Raw genomic sequence first — 17052 nt, forward strand, 5'->3', positions numbered from 1 at the left:
TTACTTGTTCTCCTCGGTGCGGGCGGCGGTGGTGGTGACGGCGGGCTCGGATCCGCCCAGCAGCAGGTACAGGACGGCCATCCGGGTGGACACGCCGTTGGCGACCTGCTCGACGGCCGTGCAGCGGTCGGAGTCGGCGACCTCGGCGGTGATCTCCATGCCGCGGTTCATCGGGCCGGGGTGCATCACGATGGCGTGCTCGGGCATCTTCGCCATGCGGTCGCCGTCGAGCCCGTACCGGCGGGAGTACTCACGCTCGGTCGGGAAGAAGGCGGCGTTCATGCGTTCGCGCTGCACACGCAGCATCATCACCGCATCGGACTTCGGCAGCACCTCGTCGAGGTTGTACGAGACCTCGCACGGCCAGCTCTCGACGCCGATCGGGACCAGCGTGGGCGGGGCCACTACGGTGACCTCGGCGCCGAGGGTGTGGAGCAGCTGGACGTTGGAGCGGGCGACGCGGCTGTGCAGGACGTCGCCGACGATGGTGATCCGGCGGCCGTTCAGGTCCTTGCCGAGACCGGCGTCGCGGCCGACGAGGCGGCGGCGCATGGTGAAGGCGTCCAGCAGGGCCTGGGTGGGGTGCTCGTGGGTGCCGTCTCCGGCGTTGACCACGGCGGAGTCGATCCAGCCGGAGGTCGCGAGCCGGTAGGGGGCGCCGGAGGCGTGGTGGCGGATGACGACCGCGTCGGCGCCCATGGCCTCCAGGGTCAGCGCGGTGTCCTTCAGGGATTCGCCCTTGGAAACCGAGGAGCCCTTGGCGGAGAAGTTGATGACGTCGGCGGAGAGCCGCTTGGCGGCCGCCTCGAAGGAGATCCGGGTGCGGGTCGAGTCCTCGAAGAAGAGGTTGACGACGGTGAGGCCGCGCAGGGTGGGCAGCTTCTTTATCGGCCGGTCCGCGACGCGGGCCATCTCCTCGGCGGTGTCGAGGATCAGGACGGCGTCGTCGCGCGTGAGATCGGCGGCCGAGATGAGGTGGCGCTTCATCTGGATGGCTCCGTAGGTCGGAAGGGCAGGCAGGCAGGCGTGCTGACTGGCGGGGGGTGCGGGGCGGGGCAGGGCAGGCTGCGGCGCGGACCCCTCGGGGCCCGGTCAGTCGTACGGACTACTGCCCGGCTGCCTGGGCGGTCCGCTGGCCGAGCAGCACGGCGTCACGGCCGTCCTCCTCCTGGAGCTGGACCTTGACGGTCTCCCGCAGCGACGTGGGGAGGTTCTTGCCGACGTAGTCGGCGCGGATCGGCAGTTCGCGGTGGCCGCGGTCGACGAGGACGGCGAGCTGTACGGCGCGGGGGCGGCCGAGGTCGCCGAGCGCGTCGAGGGCGGCGCGGATGGTGCGGCCGGAGAAGAGCACGTCGTCGACGAGGACGACGAGACGGCCGTCGATGTCGTCGCCGGGGATCTCGGTACGGCCGATCGCGCGGGCCGGCTTCATGCGCAGGTCGTCGCGGTACATGGTGATGTCGAGGGAGCCGACCGGGATCTTCGTGCCGGTGATCTCTTCGAGCTTGGCGGCCAGCCGGCGGGCGAGGTACACACCGCGGGTGGGGATGCCGAGGAGCACCACGTCGTCGGCGCCCTTGGCGCGTTCGACGATCTCGTGGGCGATGCGGGTGAGGACCCGCGCGATGTCCTGCGCTTCGAGCACGGGGCGCGTGGAATCGCTCATCTGCTGGGTGTCCATGAAAAGGACCTCCTTCTCCGCCTCACGGGACGGACCTTAAAGGACGTCTGATGTACGCCTCCCACGGTACCAGGAGGCGGGCGGTGACCCGTCACCGGGCTGATGCGCGGGGCCTCTCACGGGGCTGCTGGGGCAGCCCTGGAGACGGCTGTGATCACCATTCGGCTTGACGCATCCAAGTAACGCTGCGTAACCTCACAGTGAGTTACCAGCCGCGGCGGAGCCGCACGTGGTCCATGTCGTCACAGCGTCCATGTCGTCACAGCGTCACAGCGTCCGGGAGCGTTATGTCCAGCGAATACGCCAAACAGCTCGGGGCCAAGCTCCGCGCCATCCGCACCCAGCAGGGCCTTTCCCTCCATGGTGTCGAGGAGAAGTCCCAGGGCCGGTGGAAGGCCGTAGTGGTCGGTTCGTACGAGCGCGGGGACCGCGCCGTGACCGTCCAGCGCCTCGCCGAGCTGGCGGACTTCTACGGGGTTCCGGTGCAGGAACTGCTGCCGGGGACGACTCCCGGCGGAGCCGCCGAGCCGCCGCCGAAGCTGCGCCTCGACCTGGAGCGCCTGGCCGGCGTGCCCGCCGAGAAGGCCGGCCCGCTCCAGCGCTACGCGGCGACGATCCAGAGCCAGCGTGGCGACTACAACGGCAAGGTGCTGTCGATCCGCCAGGACGACCTGCGCACCCTGGCCGTCATCTACGACCAGTCCCCTTCCGTCCTGACCGAGCAGCTGATCAGCTGGGGCGTGCTGGACGCGGATGCCCGTCGCGCCGTGGCGCACGAGGACATCTAGTCCCCGGTCCCTGGACCAGCAGAAACGTTACCGGTGGGTGCCGGGAGACCCGAGAGGTCTCCCGGCATCCGCCGTTTTTGTGTCCGGCCGCAGTGGCCGGACACGAGCGGAGGGGCCGCAGCGCATGCGCTGCGGCCCCTCCGCTCAGTCGAACCCCCGGACGTCAGTCGCGGCGGAGGTTCGGCTTCAGTTCCTTGAAGCGGGCCAGCAGCCCGTTGACGAACGAGGGGGACTCGTCCGTCGAGAACTCCTTCGCCAGCTGGACGGCCTCGTCGATGGCGACGGCGTCAGGGGTGTCGTCCACCCAGATCAGCTCGTAGGCACCGAGCCGCAGGATGTTCCGGTCCACGACCGGCATCCGGTCGAGGTCCCAGTCCACGGCGTAGGTGACGATCAGGTCGTCGATGCGGTTCACCTTGTCGGCGTAACCCTCGACGAGATCCATCGTGAAGGCGCTGACCGGCGGCTGCCGGTCGTCCGACCGCGCGTGGCGGATCCAGTCCGCGAGGACCTCGCGCACGGGCACGCCGCGCTGGTCGGCCTCGAAGAGGATCTGGAAGGCGCGCTTGCGCGCATTGCTCCGAGCAGCCACGGGTTAGTTGCTCTTCCGGCCGAGGTAGTCGCTGGTGCGGGTGTCGACCTTGACCGTCTCGCCGGTGTTGACGAAGAGCGGGACCTGGATCTCGTGGCCGGTCTCCAGCGTGGCGGGCTTGGTGCCACCGGTGGAGCGGTCGCCCTGGACGCCCGGGTCGGTGTGCTCGATCTTGAGCTCGACCGCGGCCGGGAGCTCGACGTAGAGGACTTCGCCGTCGTGCTGCGCCACGGAGGCGGTGAAGCCCTCGATCAGGAAGTTGGCGGCGTCGCCGACAGCCTTCTTGTCGACCATCAGCTGGTCGTAGGTGGTCATGTCCATGAAGACGAAGTACTCGCCGTCCATGTACGAGAACTGCATGTCGCGCCGGTCGATCGTGGCCGTCTCGACCTTCGTGCCGGCGTTGAAGGTCTTGTCCACGACCTTGCCGGAGAGCACGTGCTTGAGCTTGGTGCGCACGAAGGCCGGGCCCTTGCCGGGCTTGACGTGCTGGAACTCGACGACGGACCAGAGCTGGCCACCGTCGAGCTTGAGCACCATGCCGTTCTTGAGGTCGTTCGTGGAAGCCACGGTTGCGGAATCTCCTGCACTGGAAGACCACGGGTGCGCGCACAACCCGGCGGAGCGGGCTAGAGCGCGAGCAGCTCCTTGGTCGTAATGGTGAGTAGCTCGGGACCGCCGTCCGCCTCGGGGCGCACGACGAGCGTGTCATCGATCCGGACACCTCCCCGGCCCGGGAGGTGAACCCCCGGTTCGACGGTGACCGGCACGCAAGCGTCCAGTTTACCCATTGCCGTAGGTGCAAGCTGCGGGTCCTCGTCGATTTCGAGACCCACGCCGTGTCCGGTCGACGGAGCGAGGGCTTCCCCATGGCCCGCGGAGTCCAGTACGGACCGTGCCGCATGATCCACATCACGGTACGCGGCCCCCGGCACCAGGGCCTCGCGCCCGGCCCGCTGGGCGGCGAAGACCAGGTCGTACAGCTCGATCTGCCAGTCCGCCGGGGTGGTGCCGATCACGAACGTACGGCCGATCTCGCACCGGTAGCCGCGGTAGTTGGCGCCGAGGCAGACGGTGAGGAAGTCCCCCTCCTCCACCCGGCGGTCGGAGGGCCGGTGCCGGGAGCGGCCGGAGTGCGGGCCGGTGCCGACGGAGGTCGGGAAGGCGGGCCCGTCCGCCCCGTGGTCGACCAGGCGCCGCTCCAGCTCCAGGGCGAGGTGGCGTTCGGTGCGCCCGACGAGGATGGACTCCAGCAGTTCGCCCAGCGCCTGGTCGGCGATCTCGGCGGCGATCCGCAGGCAGGCGATCTCCTCCTCGTCCTTGACGAGGCGCTGCTGCTCCACCGCGGTGCCGAGGTCCGCGAGGCGCAGCCGGGGCGCGACGGACTGCAGGGCGCGGTGCCGGGCCACCGTGAGGTGGTGCTCCTCGACCGCGAGCGAGTCGGCGCGCGTGGCGGCGGCCATGTCGCCCGCCGCGACGGCCGGATCCCCGCCGGGGCCCGACAGCACGGAGACCCGCAGCCGCTCGTCGAGACGGCCCTCGTCGGCCTCGCCGGTGGGCGCGGCGCCGCAGAACAGCACGTCCTCGGTGGGCCCGACGAGCAGTACGGCGCCCAGCGGGGAGGCTCCGGACAGGTAGCGGACGTTCGCCGGACACGTGATCAGTGCGGCGGCGTTCCCCGCGGCGGCGCAGCGGTCGCGGAGCGTGCCCCGGCGGGCGGCGTACACGTCTGACATGTCTTCGAGCGTACGAGCGCATCGCGCATCCGGCCTGATGAGCGCGTCCGGACGTGCGCCGTCGAGGGGCGTGGGGGCCGGGCGCGAGGGCCCGGCGCCTAGGTCAGCGCGCGCGCCAGCGTCTCGTCGAGGGCGCGCGCCGTCCCCTCGACGTCGAGGTGCGAGTTGTCGATGATCGGCAGGCCGGAGCCGTACCAGCCCGCCATGCGGCCGTGGATCCGCGCGACCTCCTCGTCGGAGAGGCGGCGGTTGCCGGAGCGGGCCGCGTTGCGCTCCAGGACGATCTCCAGACCGGGCAGCAGCACCACGGGCAGCAGCGCGGGGCCCACGTGGCGCTTCCAGCCGCCCAGCCCGACCACCGGCCGGTCCGGGAAGACGGCGTCGTCGAGGATGCAGGAGATCCCGTTCGCCAGGTAGTTGCGGGCGGCGAACCCGCATGTCCGGCGGGCCAGGCGGTACTGGGCCTCGGAGTGCTCGTTCCAGCCCGCCTGCGGGTCCGCGAAGCCCGAGCACACCCACTCCCGGACGTCGTCCAGGCTGATGTGCGCGGTCGGCACGGGCCGGGTGCTCGCCCAGTGCCGGGCCACGGTGGTCTTCCCCGCGCCGGCCGGGCCGATCAGCAGCACCGCCAGGGTGGCCCCGCCCGTGCCCGCCACTGCGGGCGGCAGCGGGATGTGCCCGGTGGGCTCCGGGACGGGCGCCACCGGCGGCGGGAGCGGGGGCTGTGAGTGGGCGGGGGGCGAACCCGGCCAGCCCTGCGCCGGGGGTATCGGCGGTTGCGGGGGCGCCGCCGGGTGCGGTCCCGGCTGCCCCCAGCCGGCGCTCCCGCCTCCCACTCCGTGCTGCATCCGGTGCCACTCCGTCTCGTTCCGGCGACTGATGCGAGAACGTTATATGACCCCGGGGCCCGAATCGTCCACCAGTCCGGCCCGGTCCGGCCGGAGCCTCAGTCGCCGACCTCGTCAGCGAGCGCGCGCAGCGCCAGCCGGTACGACCCGATGCCGAAGCCCGCCACCGTCCCGGTCGCCACGGACGCGATGACCGAGGTGTGCCGGAACTCCTCGCGTGCGTACGGGTTCGAGATGTGCACCTCGATCAGCGGCGCGGTGCGCTGGGCGGCCGCGTCCCGCATGGCGTACGAGTAGTGCGTGAAGGCCCCCGGGTTGATGACCACGGGGATCTTGCCGTCGGCCGCCTCGTGCAGCCAGCGCACCAGCTGCCCCTCGTCGTTGGTCTCGCGGACCTCGACGTCGAAGCCGAGCTCCTCCCCCAGCGTGCGGCAGCTCTCCACCAGCCCCGCGTACGAGGTGGCCCCGTACACGTCGGGCTCGCGCGAACCGAGCCGCCCCAGGTTCGGGCCGTTCAGCACGAGGACGCGGCGGCTCACGCCGACACCTCGCCGTAGGCGGCGATCAGGTGCGCCGGGTCGGGGCCCTCCAGGACGGTCGGCTTGCCCAGCCCGTCCAGGACGATGAAGCGCAGCAGGTTGCCGCGGGACTTCTTGTCGACCTGCATGGTCTGGAGCAGCTTGGGCCACTGGTCGCCGCGGTAGGTCAGCGGCAGCCCGACCGCGGCCAGGATCTCCCGGTGCCGGTCGGCCGTCGCGTCGTCGAGGCGGCCCGCGAGCCGGCCGAGTTCGGCGGCGAAGACCATGCCGACGGACACGGCGGCGCCGTGGCGCCACTTGTAGCGCTCGTTCTTCTCGATGGCGTGCGCGAGGGTGTGGCCGTAGTTGAGGATCTCGCGGAGACCGGACTCCTTGAGGTCGCTGGAGACCACGTCGGCCTTGACCTGGATGGAACGCACGATCAGCTCGGCCGTGTGCGGGCCGGCGGGCGTACGGGCCGCCTGCGGGTCCGCCTCGATCAGGTCGAGGATCTTCGGGTCGGAGATGAATCCGGCCTTGATGATCTCGGCGAGACCGCTGACGTAGTCGTTGACGGGCAGCGAGTCCAGGGCGGCCAGGTCGCAGAGCACACCGGCCGGCGGGTGGAAGGCGCCGACGAGGTTCTTGCCCTCGGCGGTGTTGATGCCGGTCTTGCCGCCGACGGCCGCGTCGACCATCGCGAGGACGGTGGTCGGTACGGCGACCCAGCGCACGCCGCGCAGCCAGGAGGCCGCGACGAAGCCCGCGAGGTCGGTGGTGGCTCCGCCGCCGACGCCGACGATGGCGTCGGTGCGGGTGAAGCCGGACTGCCCGAGGGCCTTCCAGCAGTACGCCGCCACCTCGATGGTCTTGGCCTCCTCGGCGTTCGGCACCTGGATGGCGATCGCCTCGTAGCCCTGCTCGGCCAGGTCGTCGCGCAGCGCCTCACCGGTCGAGGCCAGCGCCTCCGGGTGGATCACGGCGACCCGCTGGGCCTTCGTACCGATCAGGGTGCCGAGTTCGCCAAGCAGCTGCCGGCCGACCAGCACGTCGTACGCGTCGTGTCCGGCTCCCCCAGCTACCGCTGGGAGGGGCCCCCACGCGCCGACGTGGATCCGCGTCACCTGGTCTGTCATACGTCCTTCAACTCCAGAGCGTCGAGGACCGCCTGGGCGACCTCTTCGGGGGTGCGGTCGTCGGTGGCCACCACGACGCGCGCGACTTCGGTGTACAGGGGGCGCCGGGCGTCCATCAGCTCGCGCCACTGCCGGCGCGGGTTGACGGCGAGCAGCGGGCGCGCGGCGCCGAGGCCCACGCGCCGTACGGCTTCCTCGACGTCCATCGACAGATAGGCCACGGGCAGGCCGGCCAGCAGCTCGCGGGTGCCTTCGTCGAGGACGGCGCCGCCGCCGAGGGCGAGGACGCCCGCGTGCTCGGCGACGGCGGCCGCGACCGCCTGCCGCTCCAGCGCGCGGAAGTACGGCTCGCCCTCGTCGACGAAGATGTCGGAGATCTCCCGGCCCTGGGCCAGGGCGATGTCCGCGTCGGTGTCCCGGTAGGGGACGCCGAGGCGCTCGGCGAGCAGCGCCCCCACCGTGGACTTGCCGGACCCCATGGGGCCGACGAGGACGACCAGTGGTCCGGCCGTCACCGGATCTGCAGGTTGTCGAGGTACGAGCGGACGTTGCGGCGGGTCTCCGGGACGGAGTCCCCGCCGAACTTCTCGACGACCGCGTCGGCCAGGACGAGGGCGACCATGGCCTCGGCGACGATGCCGGCGGCCGGCACGGCGCACACGTCGGAGCGCTGGTGGTGGGCCACCGTCGCCTCACCGGTCGCCACGTCCACGGTCGCCAGCGCGCGGGGCACGGTGGCGATGGGCTTCATGGCGGCCCGTACGCGCAGCAGCTCGCCGGTGGTCAGACCGCCCTCGGTGCCGCCGGAGCGGCCGGAGGTGCGCTTGATGCCCTCGGGGGTGGAGACGATCTCGTCGTGCGCCTTCGAGCCGGGCACGCGGGCGAGTTCGAAGCCGTCGCCGACCTCGACGCCCTTGATGGCCTGGATGCCCATCAGGGCCGCGGCGAGGCGGGCGTCGAGACGGCGGTCCCAGTGGACGTGCGAGCCGAGGCCGACGGGGACTCCGTACGCCAGCACCTCGACGACGCCGCCGAGGGTGTCGCCGTCCTTGTGGGCCTGGTCGATCTCGGCGACCATCGCCTTGCTCGCGTCGGCGTCGAGGCAGCGCACCGGGTCGGCGTCGAGCTTGTCGACGTCGGCGGGGGTCGGGTAGACGCCGTACGGGGCCTTGGCCGCGGCCAGTTCCACCACGTGAGAGACGATCTCGATGCCCGCGACCTCCTTGATGAAGGAACGGGCGACGGCGCCGAGGGCGACGCGGGCGGCGGTCTCACGGGCGCTGGCGCGCTCCAGGATCGGCCGGGCCTCGTCGAAGCCGTACTTCTGCATGCCCGCGAGGTCGGCGTGGCCGGGGCGCGGACGGGTCAGCGGCGCGTTGCGGCCGGTGTCCTTGAGCAGCGAGGGGTCGACCGGGTCGGCCGACATGACGGTCTCCCACTTGGGCCACTCGGTGTTGCCGATCATGACTGCGATCGGGGAGCCCTGGGACAGGCCGTGACGGACGCCGCCGAGGAAGGTGATCTCGTCCTGCTCGAACTTCATCCGGGCACCGCGGCCATAGCCGAGCCGGCGCCGGGCCAGGTGATCGGCCACCAGCTCGGTGGTGACCGGGACGCCGGCGGGAAGACCCTCCAGCGTCGCGACCAGTGCCGGTCCGTGCGACTCTCCTGCGGTCAGCCAACGCAACCTGCTCAACGATGCTCCTCATGCTCGCGCCTGGTACAGCGACGGCGCGATCGGGTGCGCGGCCCGGACCCGCCTCACCCGATCCTCCCACGTCCGGAGGGGTTTATCGGGCCCCGGTCCAGCTATCGGACGCCTGAGGCGTCAGCGGGCCCGCCGGCCGCGCTCGCGCTGCCAGGTGATCCCGTACCAGAGGACGACGGAACCGAAGAGTCCGAGGATGAGCGCCTTGGCCCACAGGGGCAGGGTGCCGAACGCCACCCTGACCATGCTGAAGACGACGAAGGGAAGATCCCACTTCGACGCGAGTACCAGGTCCGTGCTGTTCCCGTCCATGCCGCCCCCTGTGAATACGCAGGTGGAAAGCCTAACGGGCGGCGAGCGCCAGCTCTCCGGCGGCCCTCATGGCGGCGAGCGGACCCGGGGTCCGGCCCGTCATCAGCTCGACCTGGAGCACGGCCTGGTGGACGAGGAGGTCGAGTCCGCCGACGACGTGGCCGCCCTGCCGTGACCAGGCCGCGGCCAGCGCGGTCGGCCAGGGGTCGTAGAGGACGTCGAAGAGGGTGCCCGCCCCGGCCGGTACGGACGCCGCCAGGGCGTCGGTCGTACCGGCCGGGGTGGTCGCGATCACCAGTGGCGCGGCCAGACCCTCGGCCGCCTCGGACCAGTCGGCGGTGCGGACGGGGACGCCGAGCCGCTCGCCCCACTGCCGCATCTCGTCGGCGCGGGCGCGCGAGCGGACGTACACCGTGACCTCACCGGTGCAGATCCGGGAGAGGGCCGCGAGCGCCGAGGAGGCGGTGGCGCCGGCGCCGAGGACGGCGGCGGACGGCACCTTCTCGATGCCGCGCTCGTGCAGCGCGGCGACCATGCCCGGGATGTCGGTGTTGTCACCGAGGCGCCGGCCGTCCCGGGTGAAGACGACCGTGTTCACCGTCTCGACCGAGGCGGCCGTGTCGCTGATCGCGTCGAGCAGCGGGATGATCGCCCGCTTCAGCGGCATGGTCAGCGACAGCCCGGCCCACTCGGGGCCGAGGCCGGTGACGAACTCCGGGAGCGCGGCCTCGTCGATCTCGAAGCGGTCGTACGACCAGTCGTCGAGGCCGAGCTCCTGGTAGGCGGCACGGTGCAGCACCGGCGAGAGGGAGTGCTCGATGGGCGAACCCAGCACCGCGGCCCGTATCCGTGACATGTCCTGCTACCCGCCGTTCTTCTGCTTCTGCCGCGCCTGGAACTCGTCGACGAGCTTCAGGTGCTCCTCGTAGGTCTGGGTGAAGGTCGTCTTGTCGCCGTCCACCGAGACGAAGAACATCCAGCCGCCGTGATCGGGGTTGAGCGTAGCGCTCAGGGCGTCCGCGCCCGGGTTCCCGATCGGGCCGGGAGGCAGGCCCTTGACGAAGTGCGTGTTGTACGGGTTGTCGAGCGCCCTCGCCTCCTTGATGGAGAAGTTGATGTCGCTCTTGCCCTTGATGTAGTTGTACGTCGAGTCGAACTCGAGCTTCTGGTTCGTGACGTCGTTCGTCTTCTTCAGGCGGTTGTAGACGACCTCGGACATCTTCCGGAAGTCGTCGTGGCTCTTGCCCTCGGCGTTGACGAGACTGGCGACCGTCACCACCTGGAGCGGGTTCTCCAGGCCCAGTTCCTTGGCCTTGCCCTCGACGCCCATCTCCGAGTACTTGTCGCTCGCGTTCTTGACCATCTGCTTGAGCAGGGACTCGGGGGTGCTGTCCTTGCTGAGGTCGTAGCGCGTCGGGTACAGGAAGCCTTCGAGCGGGTCGATGAGCTTCGGGTTGTTGCCCGCCCAGGCCGGCAGTCCGAGGTTCTTCGCCTCGCGCTGGGCGATGTCCTTGGTGGTGCCCTCCGGCTTGCCCAGCTTCTTGTCGATCGCCTCGTACACCCTGGCGTTGCGCATGCCCTCGGTGACGGTGATGACGTTCAGCTTGCTGGGGTCGATCATCAGCGCGACGGCGGCGGCACCCGACATCTTCTTCTTCATCGGGTAGACACCGGGCTGGATGGCCTTGCCCTTGGGATTGGCTCCCGCGGCGTCGACGAAGGCCTGGGCGCTGGCGACCACGCCGGCGTCCTTGAGGATGCGGCCCATCTGTCCCAGGCCCGCGCCCTTGGGGATCTCCACGTCGACCATCTCGTCGACGCCCTCGCCCGCGAAGTCCTCGGCGGCGCCGAACCTCGCCTTGAGGTACGTGTAGCCGTAGTAGCCGCCACCGCCGACCACGCCGATGATGACGACCGCGGCGATCAGGCAGGCCATGCCGCTGCGCTTCTTGGGCTTGCCGCCCTTCTTGCGGCCCTTGCCCGACGGATCGTCGCCGTCGTCGTCGCCGTCCTGGCCTCCACCGCCGGCGAAGAAACCGCTCTCGGGCTCCTCCTCCGGCTCCTCGGCCGGTTCCGGCTCCAGGTGGCGCCGGCCCGGGGGCTGCGGCGGAGGGAAGGCTTCCGGCGTCGCGTACGCGTCAGGGGCACCGTCGGGGTAGCCGGCCGCGGGCTGTTGGGCGTACGGGTCGACGCCCGCGTAGGCGTCGACCTGCGCGGCGGACAAGTACTGGCCCTGGCCGGTGTCCCAGACCTGGGAGTCGTACACCGGCTGCTGGGGCGCCTGGGGCGCGTAGGACTGCTGCTGCCCCTGGTACTGCGGGTACTGCCCCTGGCCCTGCTGCGGCTGCTGATACTGCGGTGACTGCGGCTGCGGGTACTGCTGCGGCTGCTGCTGCGCGTACTGCTGCTGGTTCTGGGCCTGCTGGGGGTACTGCTGCTGGTACTGCGGATCCTGCGGGTACTGCTGCGGATTCTGCTGGTACTGCTGTGGGTTCTGCTGGTACTGCGCTTGCGGATCGTTGCCATACGGCGCCTGGCCCTGCTGGGTCTGGTGCCCGGTCCACCCCTGGTCCCCGTACAGGGGATCCTCAGGGTGCCACGGTTCGGAGCCGTGGCCCCGGCCATACTCAGTCATCGGTCCCCTAGTGCCGCGAGACGAAGGCGACGGCTGTTCGAATGCCGTCTCATCGCGCGGAACGTTACCGTATCGCGATCAGACAACCACTTCGACGCACTCGCCGGGAGGATTACCCGATACCCGTTCGGTCTCAAGAGCGTTCTGGAGGATCACCACCGCAGCTGCCTGGTCGATCACCGAACGGCCCTTCTTGGCGTTCCTTCCGGAGGCCCGCAGACCCTGCGCCGCGGTGACCGTCGTCATCCGCTCATCGACCAGACGGACCGTCACCGGCTTGATGCCCTTGGCCAGTTCGTTCGCGAAGGCGCGCACCTTGGCCGCGGCCGGCCCCTCCCGCCCGCTGAGCGAGCGGGGCAGGCCGACCACGACTTCGAGGGGCTCGTACTCCTCGACGAGCTGCCGCAGCCGCCGGTGGGCGAAGGGGATGTCCCGGCCCGGAACGGTTTCCACCGGTGTGGCCAGGACCCCGTCGGGGTCGCACGAGGCGACCCCGATCCGGGCGTCCCCGACGTCGATCGCGAGGCGGCGGCCGCGGCGCAGAGTCATGGTCAGACCGTCTCGACGACGAGGCGCTCGACCGCGGCGATGGCCTCGGGGATGGCGGCCGGGTTCTGGCCGCCGCCCTGGGCGACGTCCGGCTTGCCGCCACCGCCGCCACCGAGGGTCTTGGCGGCCGTACGGACCAGGTCGCCCGCCTTGAGACCGCGCTCGCGGGCGGCCTCGTTGGTGGCGATGACCGTCAGCGGGCGCCCGCCCGCCGTGGTGAACAGGGCCACGACGGCCGGACGGTCGCCCTGGATGCGGCCGCGGACGTCGAGGACCAGCTTGCGCAGGTCGTCGGCGCCGGTGCCGTCCGGCACCGTCCCCACGACGAGGGCGACGCCGCGGATGTCCTGGGCGTTCTCGGCGAGCCCGGCGGCGGCCTGGAGGACCTTCTCCGCGCGGAACTTCTCGATCTCCTTCTCGGCGTCCTTCAGCTTGCCGAGCATGGAGGCGATCTTCTCCGGCAGCTCCTCCGGACGGCCCTTGACCAGATCCTGGAGCTGGGCGACGACCGTGTGCTCCTTGGCGAGGAAGTTGTACGCGTCCACGCCGACGAGGGCCTCGACGCGGCGCACGCCGGAGCCGATGGAGGACTCGCCGAGCAGCTTCACCAGACCCAGCTGGGCGGTGTTGCCGACGTGCGTGCCGCCGCACAGCTCCTTGGAGAAGTCGCCGATGGTGACGACGCGCACGCGCTCGCCGTACTTCTCGCCGAACTCGGCGATGGCGCCCTGCTTCTTCGCCTCGTCGATGCTCATGATCTCGGCGGTCACGTCGAGTTCGCGGGAGAGCACGTCGTTGATCTTCTGCTCGACGTCGGTGAGGACCGAGCCGGGGACGGCGTTCGGCGAACCGAAGTCGAAGCGGAAGCGGCCGGGCGAGTTCTCGGAGCCGGCCTGGGCGGCCGTCGGGCCCAGCGCGTCGCGCAGCGCCTGGTGGGTCAGGTGCGTGGCCGAGTGGGCACGGGCGATGGCCCGGCGGCGGTTGACGTCGATGGCGGCGTACGCGGAGGCGCCCACCGTCACCTCGCCGACCTGGACGGAGCCCTTGTGCACGGAGACGCCCGGGACCGGCTGCTGCACGTCGCGGACGACGATGACGGCGCCGGAGTCGAGCTTGATGCGGCCCTGGTCGGCGAGCTGGCCGCCGCCCTCGGCGTAGAACGGGGTGCGGTCGAGGACGACCTCGACGTCGTCGCCCTCGGAGGCGGCGGGCGCGGAGACGCCGTTGACCAGGAGGCCGACGATGGTGGACTCGCCCTGGTTGGTGGCGTAGCCGGTGAACTCGGTGCCGCCGGCGTTGTCGGCGATCTCCCGGTAGGCCGACATGTCCGCGTGGCCGGTCTTCTTGGCCTTGGCGTCGGCCTTGGCCCGGTCGCGCTGCTCCTGCATCAGGCGGCGGAAGCCGGGCTCGTCCACGGAGAGGCCCTGTTCGGCGGCCATCTCCAGGGTGAGGTCGATCGGGAAGCCCCAGGTGTCGTGGAGCAGGAACGCCTTGTCGCCGGAGAGGACCGTGCCGCCGGCGGCCTTGGTCTCGGTCACGGCGGTGTCGAGGATGTTCGTGCCGCCCTTGACGGCCTTCAGGAAGGCGGCCTCTTCGGCGAGCGCGACGGTCTCGATGCGCTTGCGGTCGGTGACGAGCTCCGGGTACTGCTGGCCCATCGTGTCGATCACGACGTCCACGAGGTCCTGGACGACCGGACCGGTGGCGCCCATGAGGCGCATGTTGCGGATGGCGCGGCGCATGATGCGGCGCAGCACGTAGCCGCGGCCCTCGTTGCCGGGGGTGACGCCGTCGCCGATGAGCATGACGGAGGTGCGGATGTGGTCGGCGACCACGCGCATGGACACGTCGGTGTCCTTGGCCGCGCCGTACCGCACGCCGGTCAGCTCGGTGGCCTTGTCCATGACCACGCGCAGGGTGTCGGTCTCGTACATGTTCTGCACGCCCTGCAGGATCATGGCGAGACGCTCGAGACCCAGACCGGTGTCGATGTTCTTCGACGGCAGGTCGCCGAGGATCGGGAAGTCTTCCTTCCCGTCGCCGGCTCCGCGCTCGTACTGCATGAAGACCAGGTTCCAGATCTCCACGTAGCGCTCGTCGTTGACGGCCGGGCCGCCCTCGACGCCGAACTCGGGGCCGCGGTCGTAGTTGATCTCGGAGCACGGGCCGCAGGGGCCCGGGACGCCCATGGACCAGAAGTTGTCCTTCTTGCCCAGGCGCTGGATGCGCTCGGCGGGCACGCCGATCTTCTCGCGCCAGATCTGCTCGGCCTCGTCGTCGTCGAGGTAGACGGTGATCCAGAGCTTCTCCGGCTCAAGGCCGTAGCCGCCGTCCGCCACGGAGCTGGTGAGCAGCTCCCAGGCGTACTTGATGGCGCCTTCCTTGAAGTAGTCGCCGAAGGAGAAGTTGCCGCACATCTGGAAGAACGTGCCGTGGCGGGTGGTCTTGCCGACCTCTTCGATGTCCGGCGTACGGACGCACTTCTGCACGCTGGTGGCACGGGGGGCCGGGGGCTTGGTCTCGCCGAGGAAGTACGGCTTGAAGGGGACCATGCCCGCGTTGACCAGCAGCAGAGTCGGGTCGTCCGCGATGAGCGACGCCGAAGGGACAACGGCGTGACCGCGCTCCTCGAAGAAGCTCAGCCAGCGGCGGCGGATTTCAGCCGACTCCATCAGTGGTCCTCATTCCGGTTGTACGAATGCTTCGGTCGGTGGTTGGTCTTGTCATTGTCGATGGCGCGCAGCCGCCGCTGCCCCGGGAGGGCGGTGACGTTGCCGGTCAGGGCCGGGCGGTCGGCGTCCTGGGTCAGCCCCAGTGCATCGTTCAGCTCGTCCTCGCGCTGCGTCATTCCCGCCTTGACGTCGAGGGCGAAGTCCTTGAGGCGGTGGCCCGCCTCCAGCGCCTTGTCGGCGGCCTGGGCGGCAAGGCTCTCCGGCGTCAGCTTCTTCAGCTGGCGGTTGACCTTGGTGGTGGCCCACACGCCGGCGGCGGCGCCTGCGGTGAACCAGAAGGCTCGGCGGAACATCGGCGGTCTCAGCCCTTCTGCTTCCGGCGCCGGGCCGTCGGCACGGTACGGCCGACGATCACGGTACGCCGGGTGGTCTTCTGCGGTACCTCGTCCGTCCGGCCGAGCGCCTTGCGGACGCCGTAGCCGAAGGCCGCGACCTTGACCAGCGGCCCGCCGAAGGTGGAGGCCACGGTGGAGGACAGCGCGGAGGCGTTGGAGGTGACCTCCTGGACGTCGCTCGCGATCGCGTCGACCCGGTCGAGCTGGGTGCGCGCGGAGCGGACGGTGGTGGAGGCGTCGGCCAGCAGCGGGACGGCCTGGTCGGTCACGTCGGCCACCAGCTTGGTGGTCGCCTTGAGCACCTGCGCCAGCCTCACCAGCACCACGGCCAGGAAGGAGACCAGGATGGCCCAGAAGACGGCCACGAGGATCCCGGCCACCTCTCCACCGGACACGTCACACCGCTCTCTGTCTGTACTTGGAGTCTGCACTTGAACTGCGACAAGGTTCGCCTCCGACCCTATCGCGCCGGAGATCCCCGGCCGTACCGGAATTCCGGGTCCGCACGGGATCGCCTCGTACGCAGAGCTTGCGGACCAGTACTCTCCGTGTCCCGTGCGACAGACGACGTGCGGCAATCTTCCCTCGGATCCGGGCGGGTTCGTCGGGCGGGGTGCCGAACTGGCCGGGCCGGGGCGGCTCCTGGAGACCTCGCGGCTGGTCACGGTGACCGGCGTGGGCGGGGTGGGCACGTCGCGGCTGGCGCTCGTGGCGGCCCGGGCGGCGGTGCTCCGGGGCGCGGCGGAGCAGACGTGGGCCGGGGCGCCGCGGAACGCGGAAAGCCCGCCGCCCCCCGGAGGGGACGGCGGGCTTCCACCAGCCTGTGAGGCCTACGCCTGCATCAGCGGGCGTAGTACTCGACGACGAGCTGCTCGTCGCAGATGACCGGGATTTCCTTGCGGTTCGGGTCACGGTCCAGGCGGAAGGCCAGGGCCTTCAGGTTGACCTGCAGGTAGCGCGGGGTCTCGCCCTCGCCTGCGTAGCCACCCTCACGGGCAACCTGGAACGGAACCTTCTCGCGGCTGCGCTCGCGCACGGTGATGACGTCGTCCGGGCGGACACGGAACGACGGCTTGTCGACCTTGGCGCCGTTGACCTCGATGTGGCCGTGAACGACCATCTGGCGGGCCTGGTAGATGGTGCGGGCGATGCCCGAACGCAGAACCAGGGCGTCGAGACGACGCTCGAGCTCGACGACAAGCGCCTCGCCCGTCTTGCCTTCGGCCTTCTTGGCGCGGTCGTACGCGCGGGCCATCTGACGCTCAGAGATGTCGTACTGAGCGCGCAGACGCTGCTTCTCCAGCAGACGGACCTTGTAGTCCGAGTTCTGCTTGCGGCCACGGCCGTGCTCGCCCGGCGGGTAGGGGCGGGCCTCGAAGTACTTGACGGCCTTCGGGGTCAGCGCAATGCCGAGGGCACGCGACTTCTTGACCTTGGGTCGCTTCTGGTTCACGGGGAACCTACCTCCATGTAAGTTAGGTG

General features: G+C 70.7%; 19 protein-coding genes. 1 reads left to right on the top strand and 18 read right to left on the bottom strand.

Annotation, left to right across the window (positions count from 1 at the left end; genetic code table 11):
- Together OG737_RS03810 and pyrR are read right to left on the bottom strand one after the other, a co-directional pair.
- Positions 1 to 987 (bottom strand): aspartate carbamoyltransferase catalytic subunit, encoded by a 987-nt coding sequence (locus tag OG737_RS03810; RefSeq protein WP_328924712.1) that lies wholly within the window; start codon positions 985 to 987, stop codon positions 1 to 3.
- A gap of 118 nt (positions 988 to 1105) precedes the next feature.
- Complete coding sequence (pyrR, locus tag OG737_RS03815; protein ID WP_328924713.1) at positions 1106 to 1681, bottom strand: bifunctional pyr operon transcriptional regulator/uracil phosphoribosyltransferase PyrR; 576 nt, start codon at positions 1679 to 1681, stop codon at positions 1106 to 1108.
- Positions 1682 to 1968: 287 nt separating this feature from the next.
- Between pyrR and bldD the strand changes: the two genes are divergently transcribed.
- A complete protein-coding gene (gene bldD, locus OG737_RS03820) occupies positions 1969 to 2469 on the top strand; it encodes a transcriptional regulator BldD (RefSeq protein WP_007263032.1) in 501 nt (166 codons plus the stop codon).
- Positions 2470 to 2632: 163 nt separating this feature from the next.
- Here bldD and nusB read toward each other — a convergent pair whose 3' ends face one another.
- From nusB to rpsD, 16 genes are all read right to left on the bottom strand, one after another.
- Positions 2633 to 3061 (bottom strand): transcription antitermination factor NusB, encoded by a 429-nt coding sequence (gene nusB, locus OG737_RS03825; RefSeq protein WP_328924714.1) that lies wholly within the window; start codon positions 3059 to 3061, stop codon positions 2633 to 2635.
- A 3-nt stretch (positions 3062 to 3064) separates the two neighbouring features.
- Complete coding sequence (efp, locus tag OG737_RS03830) at positions 3065 to 3631, bottom strand: elongation factor P (protein ID WP_328924715.1); 567 nt, start codon at positions 3629 to 3631, stop codon at positions 3065 to 3067.
- A gap of 59 nt (positions 3632 to 3690) precedes the next feature.
- Positions 3691 to 4797, bottom strand: a complete 1107-nt coding sequence (locus tag OG737_RS03835; RefSeq protein WP_328924716.1) for an aminopeptidase P family protein — start codon at positions 4795 to 4797, stop codon at positions 3691 to 3693.
- Positions 4798 to 4895: 98 nt separating this feature from the next.
- Positions 4896 to 5645: an AAA family ATPase gene (locus tag OG737_RS03840; protein WP_328924717.1), complete on the bottom strand. Its 750-nt coding sequence runs from the start codon at positions 5643 to 5645 to the stop codon at positions 4896 to 4898.
- A gap of 98 nt (positions 5646 to 5743) precedes the next feature.
- Positions 5744 to 6184 (bottom strand): type II 3-dehydroquinate dehydratase, encoded by a 441-nt coding sequence (gene aroQ, locus OG737_RS03845; RefSeq protein WP_328924718.1) that lies wholly within the window; start codon positions 6182 to 6184, stop codon positions 5744 to 5746.
- Positions 6181 to 7299, bottom strand: coding sequence for a 3-dehydroquinate synthase (aroB, locus tag OG737_RS03850; RefSeq protein WP_328924719.1), 1119 nt, complete (start codon positions 7297 to 7299; stop codon positions 6181 to 6183). The genes aroQ and aroB overlap by 4 nt, the downstream gene beginning before the upstream one ends.
- Positions 7296 to 7814 carry a shikimate kinase gene (locus OG737_RS03855; RefSeq protein WP_328924720.1) on the bottom strand — a complete coding sequence of 173 codons (519 nt, stop codon included), beginning with the start codon at positions 7812 to 7814 and terminating at the stop codon, positions 7296 to 7298. The genes aroB and OG737_RS03855 overlap by 4 nt, the downstream gene beginning before the upstream one ends.
- Entirely contained in the window at positions 7811 to 8995 is a 1185-nt protein-coding gene (gene aroC / locus OG737_RS03860) for a chorismate synthase (RefSeq protein ID WP_328924721.1), read from the bottom strand. Before aroC ends, OG737_RS03855 begins: the two co-directional genes overlap by 4 nt.
- Before the next feature lie 132 nt (positions 8996 to 9127).
- Positions 9128 to 9319, bottom strand: coding sequence for a hypothetical protein (locus tag OG737_RS03865; RefSeq protein WP_328924722.1), 192 nt, complete (start codon positions 9317 to 9319; stop codon positions 9128 to 9130).
- 31 nt (positions 9320 to 9350) lie between these two features.
- Positions 9351 to 10175, bottom strand: a complete 825-nt coding sequence (locus OG737_RS03870) for a shikimate dehydrogenase (RefSeq protein WP_328924723.1) — start codon at positions 10173 to 10175, stop codon at positions 9351 to 9353.
- Between the two features lie 6 nt (positions 10176 to 10181).
- The gene (gene mltG, locus OG737_RS03875) at positions 10182 to 11954 is read right to left on the bottom strand and encodes an endolytic transglycosylase MltG (RefSeq protein WP_328924724.1); all 1773 of its coding nucleotides are present in this window, start codon (positions 11952 to 11954) and stop codon (positions 10182 to 10184) included.
- Positions 11955 to 12032: 78 nt separating this feature from the next.
- Positions 12033 to 12503 (bottom strand): Holliday junction resolvase RuvX, encoded by a 471-nt coding sequence (gene ruvX, locus OG737_RS03880; RefSeq protein ID WP_030028999.1) that lies wholly within the window; start codon positions 12501 to 12503, stop codon positions 12033 to 12035.
- Positions 12504 to 12505: 2 nt separating this feature from the next.
- Complete coding sequence (gene alaS / locus OG737_RS03885; protein WP_328924725.1) at positions 12506 to 15175, bottom strand: alanine--tRNA ligase; 2670 nt, start codon at positions 15173 to 15175, stop codon at positions 12506 to 12508.
- A complete protein-coding gene (locus OG737_RS03890) occupies positions 15175 to 15528 on the bottom strand; it encodes a DUF6167 family protein (RefSeq protein WP_328924726.1) in 354 nt (117 codons plus the stop codon). The genes alaS and OG737_RS03890 overlap by 1 nt, the downstream gene beginning before the upstream one ends.
- An 8-nt stretch (positions 15529 to 15536) precedes the next feature.
- A complete protein-coding gene (locus tag OG737_RS03895) occupies positions 15537 to 15965 on the bottom strand; it encodes a DUF948 domain-containing protein (RefSeq protein WP_328924727.1) in 429 nt (142 codons plus the stop codon).
- A gap of 446 nt (positions 15966 to 16411) precedes the next feature.
- Entirely contained in the window at positions 16412 to 17023 is a 612-nt protein-coding gene (rpsD, locus tag OG737_RS03900; RefSeq protein ID WP_030026606.1) for a 30S ribosomal protein S4, read from the bottom strand.
- Positions 17024 to 17052 lie beyond the last annotated feature (29 nt).

It is taken from the genome of Streptomyces sp. NBC_00122, from assembly GCF_045160845.1.
Classification (GTDB): domain Bacteria; phylum Actinomycetota; class Actinomycetes; order Streptomycetales; family Streptomycetaceae; genus Streptomyces.